At 67.8% G+C, this 14,295-nt stretch carries 15 protein-coding genes; 3 read left to right on the top strand and 12 right to left on the bottom strand.

Annotated elements, in window-relative coordinates; genetic code table 11:
• Positions 1-23 precede the first annotated feature (23 nt).
• The 5 genes from metW to argB form a co-directional block, all read right to left on the bottom strand.
• Entirely contained in the window at positions 24-632 is a 609-nt protein-coding gene (metW, locus tag WJ12_RS15545) for a methionine biosynthesis protein MetW (protein WP_059561495.1), read from the bottom strand.
• On the bottom strand, positions 629-1,774 hold the full coding sequence (metX, locus tag WJ12_RS15540; protein WP_034190246.1) for a homoserine O-succinyltransferase MetX: 1,146 nt from the start codon (positions 1,772-1,774) through the stop codon (positions 629-631). The genes metW and metX overlap by 4 nt, the downstream gene beginning before the upstream one ends.
• A 267-nt stretch (positions 1,775-2,041) precedes the next feature.
• Positions 2,042-2,704, bottom strand: a complete 663-nt coding sequence (slmA, locus tag WJ12_RS15535) for a nucleoid occlusion factor SlmA (protein WP_034190247.1) — start codon at positions 2,702-2,704, stop codon at positions 2,042-2,044.
• A complete protein-coding gene (locus tag WJ12_RS15530) occupies positions 2,671-3,462 on the bottom strand; it encodes an HAD-IA family hydrolase (protein ID WP_034190248.1) in 792 nt (263 codons plus the stop codon). Before WJ12_RS15530 ends, slmA begins: the two co-directional genes overlap by 34 nt.
• Positions 3,459-4,358: an acetylglutamate kinase gene (gene argB / locus WJ12_RS15525; RefSeq protein WP_034190249.1), complete on the bottom strand. Its 900-nt coding sequence runs from the start codon at positions 4,356-4,358 to the stop codon at positions 3,459-3,461. Before argB ends, WJ12_RS15530 begins: the two co-directional genes overlap by 4 nt.
• 293 nt (positions 4,359-4,651) lie before the next feature.
• Here argB and WJ12_RS15520 point away from each other — a divergent pair, with 293 nt between their 5' ends.
• From WJ12_RS15520 to WJ12_RS15510, 3 genes are all read left to right on the top strand, one after another.
• A complete protein-coding gene (locus tag WJ12_RS15520) occupies positions 4,652-4,876 on the top strand; it encodes a cysteine-rich CWC family protein (RefSeq protein WP_034190250.1) in 225 nt (74 codons plus the stop codon).
• Between the two features lie 90 nt (positions 4,877-4,966).
• The gene (locus WJ12_RS15515; protein ID WP_034190251.1) at positions 4,967-6,388 is read left to right on the top strand and encodes an ATP-binding protein; all 1,422 of its coding nucleotides are present in this window, start codon (positions 4,967-4,969) and stop codon (positions 6,386-6,388) included.
• A gap of 13 nt (positions 6,389-6,401) precedes the next feature.
• A complete protein-coding gene (locus WJ12_RS15510) occupies positions 6,402-6,944 on the top strand; it encodes a response regulator transcription factor (RefSeq protein ID WP_021156278.1) in 543 nt (180 codons plus the stop codon).
• A 65-nt stretch (positions 6,945-7,009) separates the two neighbouring features.
• On the opposite strand, the gene hslU is transcribed toward WJ12_RS15510, so the two are convergent.
• From hslU to WJ12_RS15475, 7 genes are all read right to left on the bottom strand, one after another.
• A complete protein-coding gene (hslU, locus tag WJ12_RS15505) occupies positions 7,010-8,353 on the bottom strand; it encodes an ATP-dependent protease ATPase subunit HslU (RefSeq protein ID WP_034190252.1) in 1,344 nt (447 codons plus the stop codon).
• Positions 8,354-8,363: 10 nt separating this feature from the next.
• Complete coding sequence (gene hslV / locus WJ12_RS15500) at positions 8,364-8,900, bottom strand: ATP-dependent protease subunit HslV (protein ID WP_006477497.1); 537 nt, start codon at positions 8,898-8,900, stop codon at positions 8,364-8,366.
• Between the two features lie 235 nt (positions 8,901-9,135).
• On the bottom strand, positions 9,136-9,552 hold the full coding sequence (dksA, locus tag WJ12_RS15495) for an RNA polymerase-binding protein DksA (RefSeq protein WP_006477498.1): 417 nt from the start codon (positions 9,550-9,552) through the stop codon (positions 9,136-9,138).
• Between the two features lie 496 nt (positions 9,553-10,048).
• A complete protein-coding gene (locus WJ12_RS15490; RefSeq protein ID WP_175029366.1) occupies positions 10,049-11,224 on the bottom strand; it encodes a CobW family GTP-binding protein in 1,176 nt (391 codons plus the stop codon).
• A 101-nt stretch (positions 11,225-11,325) separates the two neighbouring features.
• Complete coding sequence (locus WJ12_RS15485) at positions 11,326-12,540, bottom strand: class I SAM-dependent rRNA methyltransferase (protein WP_049035196.1); 1,215 nt, start codon at positions 12,538-12,540, stop codon at positions 11,326-11,328.
• 76 nt (positions 12,541-12,616) lie between these two features.
• The gene (gene xerC / locus WJ12_RS15480) at positions 12,617-13,537 is read right to left on the bottom strand and encodes a tyrosine recombinase XerC (RefSeq protein ID WP_034190254.1); all 921 of its coding nucleotides are present in this window, start codon (positions 13,535-13,537) and stop codon (positions 12,617-12,619) included.
• Positions 13,538-13,550: 13 nt separating this feature from the next.
• The gene (locus WJ12_RS15475) at positions 13,551-14,276 is read right to left on the bottom strand and encodes a DUF484 family protein (protein WP_059561497.1); all 726 of its coding nucleotides are present in this window, start codon (positions 14,274-14,276) and stop codon (positions 13,551-13,553) included.
• Positions 14,277-14,295 lie beyond the last annotated feature (19 nt).

Raw genomic sequence — 14,295 nt, 5'->3', positions numbered from 1 at the left:
GCGTCCGTCAACGGCCCCCCGGCTCAGCTGCGCTTGACGCGGTAGACAGCAAGACTACCACGCCAGTTCGCTCCCCATCGAATCGGCTGGCCCTCGTGCAGCACGACGCGGTCGAGGATCGTGACGCCGACTTCGGGCGCGAGCGCCTCGAAATCCTTGATCGTCAGCACCCGCACGTTCGGCGTGTTGTGCCACTGGTACGGCAGCGATTTCGACACGGGCATGCGGCCGTGCAGCACCGACAGCCGGTGCGGCCAGTAGCCGAAGTTCGGGAACGACACGATGCACTCGCGGCCGACGCGCGCCGTTTCGCGCAGGATCGCGGCCGTCTGGTGGATCGTCTGCAGCGTTTGCGACAGGATCGCGATGTCGAAGCTGTGGTCCTCGAACAGCCGCAGGCTGTCCTCGAGATTCTGCTGGATCACGTTGATGCCGTTCTTCGCGCTCGCGAGCACGCCCGCGTCGTTCAGCTCGATGCCGTAGCCGGTGACGTCCAGTTCCTCCATCAGCAGCGCCAGCAGCGAGCCGTCGCCGCAGCCGAGGTCGAGGACGGTCGAGCGCGGCTCGACCCAGCGCGCGATCGTGCGGAAATCCGCGCGCGCGGACAGGGAATTCAGCGCTTGCTGGTTCATGCACCCACCTCGTTGGCGATTCGTTCGTAATACGCGCGGATCAGGTTGTGATAGCGCGCGTCGTCGAGCAGGAACGCGTCGTGACCGTGCGGCGCATCGATTTCCGCGTAGCTGACCGTGCGCTTGTTGTCGAGCAGCGCCTTCACGATCTCGCGCGAGCGCGCGGGCGCGAAGCGCCAGTCGGTCGAGAAGCTCGCGATCAGGTACTTCGCCTGCGTGTGCGCGAGCGCGGCCGTCAGGTTGCCGTCGAACGCCTTCGCCGGGTCGAAGTAGTCGAGCGCGCGCGTGATCAGCAGGTACGTGTTCGCGTCGAAGTAGTCGGCGAACTTGTCGCCCTGGTAGCGCAGGTACGACTCGACCTCGAATTCGACGTCGAAGCTGAAGTTGTACGCGTCGAGCGCGCCGTCGGCGCGGCGCAGCGCGCGGCCGAATTTCTCGGCCATGTCGTCGTCGGACAGGTACGTGATGTGGCCGATCATCCGCGCGACGCGCAGGCCGCGCTTCGGTTTCACGCCGTGCGCGTAGTAGTCGCCGCCGTGGAAGTCGGGATCGGACAGGATCGCCGAGCGCGCGACCTCGTTGAACGCGATGTTCTGCGCGGACAGCTTCGGCGTCGACGCGACGTCGATGCAGTGCGCGACGCGCTCCGGATACATCAGGCTCCACGCGAGCGCTTGCATGCCGCCGAGGCTGCCGCCCATCACCGCGGCGAAGCGCTCGATGCCGAACGCGTCGGCGACGCGCGCCTGCGCATGCACCCAGTCCTCGACGGTCACCACCGGGAACTTTGCACCGTACGGCTTGCCGGTCGACGGATCGATGCTCATCGGGCCGGTCGAGCCGAAACACGAGCCGAGGTTGTTCACGCCGATCACGAAGAAGCGGTTGGTGTCGAGCGGCTTGCCGGGGCCGACCATGTTGTCCCACCAGCCGGTGCTGCGCGGATCGTCCGCGTAGACGCCGGCGACGTGGTGCGACGCGTTGAGCGCGTGGCAGACGAGCACCGCGTTCGAGCGCGCGGCGTTGAGCTCGCCGTACGTCTCGACGACGAGCTGATAGTTGCCGATCACGCTGCCGCTTTGCAAGCGCAGCGGTTCGGCGAAGTGCATGGTCTGTGGAGCGACGATGCCGATCGATTCCATTCGTTCCGCCTTATGACTGGGCGGCTAAATGGTGTCGGCGAGGCGCGGAGTCGGAGATGCGCGGCTGACGACCTCTTTAGCCGCATTTGTAGTGAACCGCCGGGACGGAGACATCGTCAACGCCCGGCCGGTTCGCGCGCCCGCAATCGAGTCAGCAAATCGGCGCGCTCCGACCTGCCGCCCGAGGAGCGACAGTCGGCAAAGTATAGCGGAAATTGCGCGGCGCGGATTCCGGCACGCATGGCGCGGCGTGCCGCCGGGCGTCGGTCACTGCAGGATCAGCCGCAGATGCGCATCGGCCTGCTCGCCCGGCGGCTTGTGGAATCCGCCTTTCGCGAAGCGGTGCCAGCGGCCGATCACGTAGCTGACGAGCAGGCTCGCGCGGGCGGCGGGATCGTAGTCGGCCGGCAGCACGAAGGGCGTCGCGCCGTCGGGCGCCTGCGCCTCGGTGCGCGCGACGCGCAGGCATTGCTTGACGGTCGCCTCGATGCGGTCGAGCAGCTGGTTCACGCGCTCGGTCAGCCGCTCGTCCTCGCCGACCAGCGCCTCGCCGGTCAGCACGCGCGTCATCCCGGGGTTCTTCGCGGCGAAATTGAGCATCGTCAGCGCGATCGTTCGGGCCTGCAGCACGCCGTTCGGTTCCTTCGCGACGATCTGGTTGACGAGCCCGAACAGCGCCTGCTCGATGAATTCGATCAGCCCTTCGTACATCTTCGCCTTGCTGGCGAAGTGCCGGTACAGCGCGGCTTCCGACACGTCGAGCCGGGCCGCGAGCGCGGCGGTCGTGATCTTCTCGGGTTTCGGCGCCTCGAGCATCGTCGCGAGCATCTGCAGGATCATGACGCGGCGCTCGCCCGGCTTGGGGCGCGGGCGCGAGGGGGTAGCCTGGCTTTCGGTTACGGCTTGGTCCTGCGGGTAAGTCGGCTGCATTTTTGTCGCCCCGATCGTGTGCCCAGTCGGAGCGATTTTAGCGAACGAATGCGCTGGTCGACATAGTGGGGACGCCCGGTAACGGGCAGATGGCCCGGCAGGTGGCCGGTGATCCATACCGTGCCGATGCCGAGACGCTTGTAGCGCTTCAGGTGGCCGCGCGTATCCTCGACGAGGATCGCGTCGGACAGGCGGGCATGCGCGGCGCGCAGCGTCCGGCGCAGCATCGTGTGATCGGGCTTCGCGCGCCACGTGCGGCGGTCGCGCATGTGCTCGATCGCGATCACGCGCTCGAACAGCCGCTCGATGCGCAGCTCGCGCAGCACCGCGCGCGCATAGTTTTCCGGCGCGTTGGTCAGGATCAGCTTGCGGCCCGGCAGCGCGGCGACGATGCGCGCGAGGCCGCGCTCGGCGCGGACCATCGCGGGCAGGTCGGAAAACGTGTGGACCACGCGCAGGAAGTCGTGCGGGTCGATCGGGTGATGGCGCGTGAGGCCGAGCAGCGCGGCGCCGTAGCGCTCGGTGTAGCCGGTGCGTAGGCGGTCGGCTTCGGCGCGCTCGACCTGCAGCGTGTCGACGATGTACTGCGTCATCGCACGGTTGATCTCGGGAAAGATCGCGTGCGACGCGTGGTGCAGCGTGTTGTCGAGGTCGAACAGCCAGACGGGCGCGCCGGCGCGCGGCCGGCTGCGCGAGATGCGCCGGCGCCGCAGCGGGGCCGGCAGGTCGGGGCCGGGCGACTGGCGGCGTGCGCTCAATGCGAGCGGATCATCGTGCCGAACGGCTGCTCGGTCAGGATTTCCAGCAGCACCGAATGCTCGATCCGGCCGTCGACGATGTGTACCGACTTCACGCCGCTCTTCGCCGCGTCGAGCGCCGACGAGATCTTCGGCAGCATGCCGCCGGAGATCGTGCCGTCCTCGAACAGCGCGTCGATCTCGCGGGCGGACAGATCGGTCAGCAGGTTGCCGTCCTTGTCCATCACGCCGGGGATGTTGGTCATCATCAGCAGCTTCTCGGCGTTCAGCACGGTCGCGAGCTTGCCGGCGACGAGGTCGGCGTTGATGTTGTACGAGAGGCCGTCTTCGCCGAAGCCGATCGGCGAGATCACCGGAATGAACGCGTCGTCCTGCAGCGCCTTCACGACCGCCGGGTTGATCGCCTCGACTTCGCCGACCTGGCCGATGTCGATGTACTCGCCCGGGTTGTCGCGGTCCGGCATCAGCAGCTTGCGCGCGTGGATCAGGCCGCCGTCCTTGCCCGTCAGGCCCACCGCGTGACCGCCGAAGTGGTTGATCAGCATCACGATGTCCTGCTGCACTTCGCCGCCCAGCACCCACTCGACGACTTCCATCGTCTCTTCGTCGGTGACGCGCATGCCCTGGATGAAGGTGCCGGCCTTGCCGATCTTCTTCAGCGCGTGATCGATCTGCGGACCGCCGCCGTGGACGATCACCGGGTTGATGCCGACCAGTTTCAGCAGGATCACGTCGCGCGCGAAGCCCTGCTTGAGCCGCTCTTCCGTCATCGCGTTGCCGCCGTATTTGATGACCACGGTCTTGCCGTGGTAACGGCGGATGTACGGCAGCGCCTCGGCGAGGATTTCTGCTTTCAGCGTCGGGGCGATCTGCGAGAGGTCGATGGGCTCGGACATGGCGGCGGCTCTGGCTGGGAACGGTTGAAACACGGCGAATTGTACAGGAGTGGCGCAGCGCAGCATCGGGTTTTTGGGCGGCCCGGAATGCCGGCGGCGCGAGGCGGCACGGCGTGCGGCGGCCCGCCGGCTATGGCGCGGCGCGATTCCGGCGGCCGGGCGCGCGCGGTCGCGGCAGGGCGATGCGCGCCGGTTGGCGGCGGACGTCGGCCGGGCGGCCGGCGTGCAAAATCCGTGCGCCGCGCTATGCTTGTCGCGTGGGGCGGCTTTTCGCCCGTTTCCGCGATTGCGCCATGACCGACTCCGCCGCCGACGCCCGTTCCGTTCCGCGCCGCGCGCGTTGCCCGCACTGCGGGCGCGGCTTCGACTGCGGCGCGCGTACGCAGCCGTTCGACTGCTGGTGCGCGTCGATGCCGGTGCTGCCCGGCGGCGCCCCGCCGGCGGCCGGCGCACGCTGCCGCTGCCCCGAATGCCTTGCCGACGAGATCGCGCAGCGGCTGGCCGGCACGACCGGCTGACGGCGTCGGCCGTGCCGCGGTTCGCGCCGTCCGTGCGCGCCGATCCGGCCCCGCTAGAGGCGCCGCCCGCTAAACGGGTAAACTGCTCGGATGCAACGAATCACCACTACCGGGCGCGTCAACCTCAGTCACCTGTTCTGGCTTCGCAATCTCGCGATCATCGGCCAGCTCGTGACGATCGGCGTCGTGCAGACCTATTTCGGCGTGCATCTGCCGTTGCCGGCGATGCTGATGGTCATCGCGCTCGAGATCGTTTTCAATGCGCTGACCTGGGTGCGCGTGCTGCGCGCGCGGCCCGAGACCAATTTCGAGCTGCTCGGCCAGCTGTGGGTCGACCTCGGCGCGCTGTCCGCGCTGCTGTTCCTGTCGGGTGGCACGACCAACCCGTTCGTGTCGCTGTACCTGCCGTCGCTCGCGATCGCGGCGGCCGTGCTGCCCTGGCACCTGATGATCTGGCTCGCGGCGTTCGCGGTCGCGTGCTACGCGGCGCTCGGTTTCGATTCGGTGCCGCTCAACATGGACAATCCGGCTAACCTGTTCGACTACTACCGTACCGGCATGTGGGCGAACTTCATGGTGAGCGTCGGGCTGATCGCGTGGTTCGTCGCGCGCATGTCGAATGCGCTGCGCCAGCGCGATGCGGCGCTCGGCGAAGCGCAGCAGCATCTGCTGCGCGACGAGCGGGCCGTTGCGCTTGGCGTGCAGGCGGCCACCGTCGCGCACGAGATGGGCACGCCGCTGTCGACGATCGCGATGCTCGCCGAGGAACTGCGCGACGCGGCGCGTGCCGATCCGGGGCTCGCGCGCTACGAGGCCGACCTGAAGGTGCTCGAGGAGCAGATGACGCTCTGCACGTCGGCGCTCGCGCGCCTGCGCAGCCGCGCGAGCGCGCCGGCGAGCCGCCAGCCGGTGGACGACTGGCTCGACACGTTCGTCGAGCACTGGCGCCTGCGGCATCCGCATGTGCAATTCGAGCTGCTCGGCGCGCGTCCGGCGGGCGTCGCGCTCGACGACACGGTCGCGGCCGGCCAGATCCTGACGATCCTGCTCGACAACGCCGCGCGCGCGAGCCCGCAGCGCGTGACGCTGGCCGCGAAGGTCGCGCATGGCGGCACGGCCGACGAGATCGAATTCGAGGTATGCGACGACGGGCCCGGCATTCCGGCGTCGCTGCGCGAATCGCTCGGCGCGATGCCGGTCGACAGCACGCAGGGCGGGCATGGGGTCGGCCTGTATCTCGCGTTCAGCGCGGCCGCGCGGCTCGGCGGCGAGATCGAGCTGTCCGATGTCACGCCGCGCGCGGCGGGCGGCAACGGGCGGGCCGGCGGTGCGGGCAATGGTCACGCCGCCGCCGCATCGGGACCACGCGCGGGCCAGCGCACGGGCGAGCGGGCAGCCGAACGGCCGGCCGGCACGCCGGACAGCCGCGCGACCGCCGCGCGCGGCACGCGGGCCGTGCTGCGCCTGCCGGTCGTGCGCGTCGCGGCGCCGGCCGCCTCAACCAACACGTAGACGGAGAAACCACATGAGCGAGAACAATTTCCTGGTGATCGACGACAACGAGGTGTTCGCGGGCACGCTCGCGCGCGGCCTCGAGCGGCGCGGTTACGCGGTCCAGCAGGCGCACGACAAGGAGGCGGCGCTGCGGCTCGCCGCCGGCGGCAAGTTCCAGTTCATTACCGTCGACCTGCACCTGGGCGAGGATTCGGGCCTGAGCCTGATCGCGCCGCTGTGCGACCTGCAGCCCGACGCGCGGATCCTGGTGCTGACCGGCTACGCGAGCATCGCGACGGCCGTGCAGGCCGTGAAGGAAGGCGCCGACAACTACCTCGCGAAGCCGGCGAACGTCGAGTCGATCCTGGCCGCGCTGCAGACCAACGCGACCGAGGTGCAGGCCGACGAGGCGCTCGAGAACCCGGTCGTGCTGTCGGTCGACCGGCTCGAATGGGAGCACATCCAGCGCGTGCTGGCCGAGAACAACAACAACATCTCGGCGACCGCACGCGCGCTGAACATGCACCGCCGAACGCTGCAGCGCAAGCTCGCGAAAAAGCCGGTGCGCCAGTAAGCGGGCGCACCAACGAAAACGGGCGGCCCGCCGGGCCGCCCGTTTCGTATCCGGTGCCGCGCGCGTTACAGCACGTAGCGCGACAGGTCCTCGTCCTGCGACACTTCGCCGAGTGCGCGATCGACATACTTCGCGTCGATCGTCACGCGCTCGCCGGCGTGGTTGCCGGCCGAGAACGACACTTCCTCGAGCAGCTTCTCGATCACCGTGTACAGCCGGCGCGCGCCGATGTTCTCGGTCTTCTCGTTGACCGCGAACGCGATCTCCGCGAGGCGGCGAATGCCGTCTTCGGCGAATTCGAGCTGCACGTCCTCGGTCGCGAGCAGCGCCTGATACTGCTTGACGAGGCTCGCGTCGGTGGCGACGAGGATCGCTTCGAAGTCGTTCACCGACAGCGAGTCGAGCTCGACGCGGATCGGGAAGCGGCCCTGCAGTTCGGGAATCAGGTCGCTCGGCTTCGCGAGGTGGAACGCGCCGCTCGCGATGAACAGGATGTGATCGGTCTTCACCATCCCGTACTTCGTGTTGACCGTCGTGCCTTCGACGAGCGGCAGCAGGTCGCGCTGCACGCCCTGGCGCGACACTTCGCCGCCGCTGCCTTCGTTGTTGCGCGACGTGATCTTGTCGATCTCGTCGAGGAACACGATGCCGTTCTGCTCGACGTTCTGCACGGCTTTCGTCTTCACTTCCTCTTCGTTCAGCATCTTCGCCGCTTCCTCGTCGGTCAGCAGCTTCAGCGCTTCCTTGATCTTCACCTTGCGGCGCTGCTTCTTGCCGCTGCCGAGGTTGGAGAACATCGAGCGGATCTGCTCGGTCATCTCTTCCATGCCCGGCGGCGCCATGATGTCCATGCCGGCCGACGGCTGCTCGAGGTCGAGCTCGACTTCCTTGTCGTCGAGCTGGCCTTCGCGCAGGCGCTTGCGGAAGGTCTGGCGCGTCGCGTTGTTGTCGTCGTTCGCGTGTTCGGCATTGCCGCCGAAGCCCACCGCGCGCGGCTGCGGCAGCAGGATGTCGAGGATGCGGTCTTCCGCCTGGTCGGTCGCCTTGCTGCGCACCTTGCGCATCTCGGTCTCACGCGTCTGCTTGACGGAGATCTCGATCAGGTCGCGCACGATGCTGTCGACGTCGCGGCCGACGTAGCCGACTTCGGTGAACTTGGTCGCTTCGATCTTGATGAACGGCGCATCGGCGAGCTTCGCGAGGCGGCGCGCGATTTCGGTCTTGCCGACGCCCGTCGGCCCGATCATCAGGATGTTCTTCGGCGTGATTTCCTGGCGCAGCGGATCGGCCACCTGCTGGCGGCGCCAGCGGTTGCGCAGCGCAACCGCGACGGCCTTCTTCGCCTTCGCCTGGCCGATGATGTGCTTGTCGAGTTCCGAGACGATCTCGGCAGGGGTCATGGTGCTCATGGTGCGGTCCTTACTCGATCGTTTCGATGATGCGGTTGTGGTTCGTGTAGATGCACATGTCGCCGGCGATCCCGAGCGACTTCTCGACGATCTCGCGCGGCGACAGCTCGGTGTTCTCGACGAGCGCACGGGCCGCGGCCTGCGCGTAGGCGCCGCCCGAGCCGATCGCGCAGATGCCGCCTTCGGGGTCGAGCACGTCGCCGTTGCCGGTGATCACGAGCGTGGTGGTGGCGTCGGCCGTGATCAGCATCGCCTCGAGGCGGCGCAGCATCCGGTCGGTGCGCCAGTCCTTCGCGAGCTCGACGGCCGCACGGGTCAGGTTGCCCTGGTGCTTCTCGAGCTTCGCCTCGAAGCGGTCGAGCAGCGAGAACGCATCGGCGGTGCCGCCCGCGAATCCGACCAGAACCTGGTTGTTGTAGATCCGCCGCACTTTCCGCGCGCCACCCTTCATGACGATGTTGCCGAGGGTTACCTGGCCGTCGCCGCCGAGCGCGACCTTGTCGCCGCGCCGGACCGAAACGATGGTCGTGCCGTGAAATTGCTCCATCTGCGTTCCTTGAGAAAAACGGGGAAGAGTCGGGCGGCGCGACGCGCCGCCGCGTGAATCCGCAGTGCGCCGGGGAGCGGCCCGGCGCGCGTCCGTTTCATTTTAGGGCGGGCACCGGGATATCAAGAGGCGGGGGGCAAATCGGCACACCGGGAACCGGTGCCGGAAAAACAAAAAGCGCGCGGCAGGCCGCGCGCTTTCGGGAAGCAGCGTGTCTGAGCGGAACGCCGCTCGATCAGTCGCCGAACAGCTTCTGGCGCAACTCGCGGCGCTCCTGCGCCTCGAGCGACAGCGTGGCGGTCGGACGGGCGAGCAGCCGCGGAATGCCGATCGGCTCGCCGGTCTCCTCGCACCAGCCGTAATCGCCGGAATCGATGCGGGCGAGCGACTGCTGAACCTTCTTGAGGAGCTTGCGTTCGCGATCGCGCGTACGCAGCTCGAGCGCGTGCTCTTCCTCGATCGTCGCGCGATCGGCGGGATCGGGGACGATCACCGTTTCGCGCAGGTTCTCGGTCGTCTGGCCTGCATTCTTGAGGATGTCCGCCTGCAACTGTTCGAGCCGATTTTTGAAGAAGGCGAGCTGATCCTCATTCATGTAATCCTTGTCGCTCATCTTCAGGATTTCGGCTTCGGTCAAGAGTTTCTTCGTCATCTGCTTGCTTCTTCAATGTGCGGCAAATCAAGAGATATTGCCTGCACTTTGGGATTACCCGCAACCGCGTTTGCATTCATTTGCGATTTGCCGCCGCGGGGCCGAAAGCCTCTGGAAAACCGGTTCTCAAATACCAGGATAGGCCTGGCGCGGAGTTGCGCGCGCTGCGAACCGGTGTGCTGCGCGGCACATCGCATCGGCCGCGGCCGGGAGGCGGATTGGCGATCCGGCGCGGTTGCGATGCCCGGAAAACTGGTTCAGCAAGAACCGGGCCTGTTTGTTGCCGTACTCCAGCGGGCACGTATTGTAACTGAATCGCAAGCGGGCGCCGTATCGGGTCGATCCCCGTCGGCTGCGCCAATATCTAGAAAATATAACGCGCAAATCGCGAAAAAGCGATGACGGCGAAACCCTGCCCGGAAAGTGCGCCGCGCGGGCGCCTCGGCCACCGGGAAAGGCGGCCGGGCGACACCGTGCGCGGCGGTGCCCGCGCGCGTCAGGCGAGGCAGGCGTCGAGGCCGTCGGTGATCAGGTCCTGCGGCAGGTCGACGCCGATGAACACCATCTTGTTGGTCTTCTTCTCGACCGGCAGCCACTTCGCGGCGAGGTCGCTGCCCATCATCTGGTGCACGCCCTGGAACACGACCTTGCGGTCGACGCCCTTCATGTACAGCACGCCCTTGTAGCGCAGCATCCGCTCGCCGTAGATCTGCAGGATGCCGCCGAGGAAGTCTTCCAGCTTGTTCGGATCGAACGGGCGGTCGTTGCGGTACACGAACGACTTGATCTTGTCGTCGTGGTGCGCGTGGTGGTGATGGTGGTGGCCGTGGTCGTGATCGTGCGCGCATTGGCCGTGATCGTGATCGCAACCGGCGTGATCGTGCTCATGGTCGTGATCGTGGTGGTGATGCGCGTGGTCGTCTTCGGCGAGGAAGTCGGGGTCGATCTCGAGTTTCGCGTTCAGGTTGAAGCCGCGCAGGTCGAAGATCTCCTTGATGTCGGCTTCGCCGAAATTCACGACCTTGATCGCGGCCTTTGGGTTCATGTGCATCAGGCGGTGCTTGAGGCCGGCGACAGTCTGATCGTCGACGAGGTCCGACTTCGTGATGAACAGGCGGTCGGCGAAACCGACCTGGCGCTGCACCACTTCGTGCTCGTCGAGCTGAGCGTTCGCGTGCTTCGCGTCGACGAGCGTGATGACCGCGTCGAGCAGGAAGTCGTCGGCGATTTCGCTGTCGATGAAGAAGGTTTGCGCGACGGGGCCCGGGTTCGCGAGGCCGGTCGTCTCGATCACGATGCGGTCGAAGTCGAGCTTGCCTTCGCGCTTCTTCGCGGCGAGATCGCCGAGCGCGCGGGCGAGGTCGCCGCGGATCGTGCAGCAGATGCAGCCGTTGCTCATCTGGATGATCTGCTCGTTCGAATCCTGCACGAGGATTTCGTTGTCGATGTTCTCTTCGCCGAATTCGTTCTCGATCACGGCGATCTTCATGCCGTGCTGTTCGTTCAGGATGCGCTTGAGCAGGGTCGTCTTGCCGCTGCCGAGGAAGCCGGTGAGGATGGTGACGGGAGTGGCCATGTCGGTCGCCTGTGGTTCGTGAATCGGGGTCAAAACCAGGATGTGCGTCGCACCCTCGCGCTGCGAGCCGGGGCGCACAACCATCCATTGAAACATACCTGTCAAGCCCGCGCCCGTCGTCCGAACGACAGGGGCGAGCGCTGGTCCGCCAGGCGCGGAGGGCCGGCGGACGCGGGTGTGCGTCTAGATCGGGGCGATCAGACGATTTGCAACAGCAGGCCCTTCAGATATTCGCCTTCCGGGAACGCGGCGAGCAGCGGGTGGTCGACGCCAGCGCCGAGCCGCTTCAGGATGCGCGCGTCGACCTTCGCGTCGGCGGCCGCGCCCGCGACGATCTTCTGGAACAGGTCCATGTCGATCGCGCCCGAGCACGAGTACGTGAACAGCAGGCCGCCCGGACGCAGCAGCTTGAAGCCGCTCAGGTTGATGTCCTTGTACGCGCGCGCCGCGCGATCGACGCTGTCGCGGGTCGGCGCGAACTTCGGCGGATCGAGCACGATCAGGTCGAAACGCTCGCCTTCGTCGACGAGGCGGCGCAACGTCTTGAACGCGTCGGCGTCGAGCCAGGTCGCGCGTTCGGCGTCGAAGCCGTTGGCGACGACGTTCTGCTGCGCGAGCGCGAGCGCATCGCCCGACGAGTCGATCGACACGACGCGCGTCGCGCCGCCCTTGAGCGCCGCGAGCGAGAAGCCGCCCGTGTAGCAGAAGCAGTTCAGCACGTCGCGGCCGGCCGCGTACTGCGCGACGAGCGCGCGGTTGTCGCGCTGGTCGACGTAGAAGCCCGTCTTGTGGCCGTTCGGCACGTCGACGTGATAGCGCACGCCGTTTTCGTTCGAGATCAGCGTCGCGGGCGGCGCATCGCCGGCCAGCACGCCGGTCGTCTGCTCGAGCCCTTCCTTGTCGCGGATCGACACGTCCGAGCGCTCGTACACGTTCGGGCAACCCGTCGCGCCGGTGAGCGCCGCGACGATCGCGTCCTTCCACGCTTCGACGCCGGCCGCCATGAACTGGCAGACGAGCTGGCCGCGCGGCGCGGCGCCGGCTTCGGCGGTGTCCGCGACGTAGTAGTCGACGATCAGCCCCGGCAGCCCGTCGGCCTCGCCGAACACGAGCCGCACCGCGCCGGTGCCCGACACCATCGTCGTGCGGTGCGCGACCGCGCGCTGCACGCGGCGCTTGAAGAAGGCGTGGTCGATCGGCTCGTGCTCGTCGAAGCTCCACACGCGCACGCGGATCTGCGACTGCGGGCTGTACGCGCCGCGCGCGAGGAAGCGGCCGTCGTGCGCGCGCACGAGCACGGTCGCGCCGGGCGCGGGCTTGCCGTCGACGCGGTCGATCGCATTCGCATAGATCCACGGATGGCGGCGCAGCAGCGATTTTTCCTTGGACGGCTTGAGGGTGACGGTTTGCATGATGAGATCGAAATGGGCCGCGACGGAAGCCAACCGTTATCGGTCGCCGTGCGCGGCGGGTAGCACGGGAAGGGCGTCAGTCGCGCTTCTTCGCGCGCGGATGCGCGCTGTCGTAAATCTTCGCGAGATGCTGGAAGTCGAGCGACGTATAGACCTGCGTCGCGGCGACGCTCGCGTGGCCGAGCAGTTCCTGCACCGCGCGCAGGTCGCCGCTCGACTGCAGCACGTGCGTCGCGAACGAGTGGCGCAGCACGTGCGGATGGACGTTGGCGGGGATGCCCGCGGCGAGCGCCGCGCGCTTCACGCGCTCGCGCACGACGCCCGGCGACATCCGGTTGCCGCGCACGGACACGAACAGCGGATGCGGGTCGTGCCTGACGAATTCGCCGCGCACCGCGAGCCACGCGTTCAGCGCGTCGATCGCCTTGCGGCCGACCGGCACCTTGCGTTCCTTGTTGCCCTTGCCGCGCACGGTGACTTCGGCTTCGGCGAGATCGAGCCAGCCGGTCGAACGGTAGCCGTCGGCCTGTGTATACATCACGTCGAGCCCGATCAGTTCGGCGAGGCGCAGCCCCGACGAATAGAACAGTTCGAGGATCGCGTGATCGCGGATGCCTTCGGTCGTGCCGGCGAGCGGCGCGTCCATCAGCGCGGACGCGTCGTCGACCGACAGCGCCTTCGGCAAGGTCTTCGGGCGTTTCGGCGCGCGTACCGCGGCAACCGGATTCGCGGGCATCTCGACGCGCTGCGCGAGCCAGCGGTAGAACGCGCGCCAGGCGGACAGCCGGTGCGAGATCGACCTCGCGGACAGCCCGCCCGCATGCGCGCGCGCGACCGCGCCGCGCATGTCGGCGGCCGTCAGCGCGTCGAGCGGCCGGCCGGCCGCGAGCTTCTTCAGTTCGTCGAGTTCGTGCGTGTACGCGCGCAGCGTGTGTTCCGACAGCTGCCTGACGTGTTTCAGGTTCGACAGGTAGGCGGCGATCGGGTCGTCGGTCATCGCGGGCGGCGGATCAGTGCGGCAGCAGGCGCGTGAGCGCGGCGCTCGCGAGCGTCGCGATCTGCGCGAGGAAGTCGGTGGCCATCCCGTCGTGGAAGCGGCGCGGATCGGGCGAGCCGAGCACGAGCAGGCCGAACGCGGGCGCATCGGTGCCGGCGAGCGGCGTGCGCAGCGCGAGCAGCGCGACCGAGGTGGCCGCGCCGTCGCCGGCCGGCGCGGCTTCGGCGCCTTCCGCCGCATGCGCGGCCGGCGCGGCGAGCGCGGGCGCGAGCCACTGCGCCGCTTCGAAGCCCGTGTTCGCGCCGCAGTACGGCGTCGACAGCCCGTTCGTGAACAGGCGCACTTCCTCGCCGACCTGGCGGGCGAAGTCGGCCTGCGCGTAGGTGTCGGCGACGTCCCACACGCGCAGCGCCGTCTGCGGCACGTCGAACACGTCGGCGATGCCGTCGGCGATCGTGCGCGGCAGCGCGTACGGATCGCGTTCCGCGATCACGCGCGCGGTCCAGCGGCTGAACTTCGCGGACAGGCTGTCGTTCTCGTGGCCGTAGCGCACGAGTTCGGCCAGCCGGCGCTCGAGATGCTTGTTCTTGTCGCGCAGCATCTCCATCTGCCGCTCCTGCAGCGAGATCGCGGCCTTGCCGTGCGGGTTCGCGAGACGGATCGTCGCGAGCAGTTCGGCGTGCTGCGCGAAGAATTCGGGATTGGCGAGCAGGTAGTCGGCGACTTCGCGATCGTTCATGTGGCTGGCGCGTTCAGTT

This window comes from Burkholderia seminalis, from assembly GCF_001718535.1.
Classification (GTDB): domain Bacteria; phylum Pseudomonadota; class Gammaproteobacteria; order Burkholderiales; family Burkholderiaceae; genus Burkholderia; species Burkholderia seminalis.
Note: the sequence above shows the minus strand (reverse complement) of the source record. Positions and strands in the feature narration are given on the sequence as shown.

Coding starts and splice junctions, on each gene's coding strand:
- metW (WP_059561495.1), bottom strand. CDS start 632: ATGAACCAGCAAGCGCTGAATTCCCTGTCCGCGCGCGCGGATTTCCGC.
- metX (WP_034190246.1), bottom strand. CDS start 1,774: ATGGAATCGATCGGCATCGTCGCTCCACAGACCATGCACTTCGCCGAA.
- slmA (WP_034190247.1), bottom strand. CDS start 2,704: ATGCAGCCGACTTACCCGCAGGACCAAGCCGTAACCGAAAGCCAGGCT.
- argB (WP_034190249.1), bottom strand. CDS start 4,358: ATGTCCGAGCCCATCGACCTCTCGCAGATCGCCCCGACGCTGAAAGCA.
- WJ12_RS15520 (WP_034190250.1), top strand. CDS start 4,652: ATGACCGACTCCGCCGCCGACGCCCGTTCCGTTCCGCGCCGCGCGCGT.
- WJ12_RS15515 (WP_034190251.1), top strand. CDS start 4,967: ATGCAACGAATCACCACTACCGGGCGCGTCAACCTCAGTCACCTGTTC.
- WJ12_RS15510 (WP_021156278.1), top strand. CDS start 6,402: ATGAGCGAGAACAATTTCCTGGTGATCGACGACAACGAGGTGTTCGCG.
- hslU (WP_034190252.1), bottom strand. CDS start 8,353: ATGAGCACCATGACCCCTGCCGAGATCGTCTCGGAACTCGACAAGCAC.
- hslV (WP_006477497.1), bottom strand. CDS start 8,900: ATGGAGCAATTTCACGGCACGACCATCGTTTCGGTCCGGCGCGGCGAC.
- dksA (WP_006477498.1), bottom strand. CDS start 9,552: ATGACGAAGAAACTCTTGACCGAAGCCGAAATCCTGAAGATGAGCGAC.
- WJ12_RS15490 (WP_175029366.1), bottom strand. CDS start 11,224: ATGTTTCAATGGATGGTTGTGCGCCCCGGCTCGCAGCGCGAGGGTGCG.
- WJ12_RS15485 (WP_049035196.1), bottom strand. CDS start 12,540: ATGCAAACCGTCACCCTCAAGCCGTCCAAGGAAAAATCGCTGCTGCGC.
- xerC (WP_034190254.1), bottom strand. CDS start 13,537: ATGACCGACGACCCGATCGCCGCCTACCTGTCGAACCTGAAACACGTC.
- WJ12_RS15475 (WP_059561497.1), bottom strand. CDS start 14,276: ATGAACGATCGCGAAGTCGCCGACTACCTGCTCGCCAATCCCGAATTC.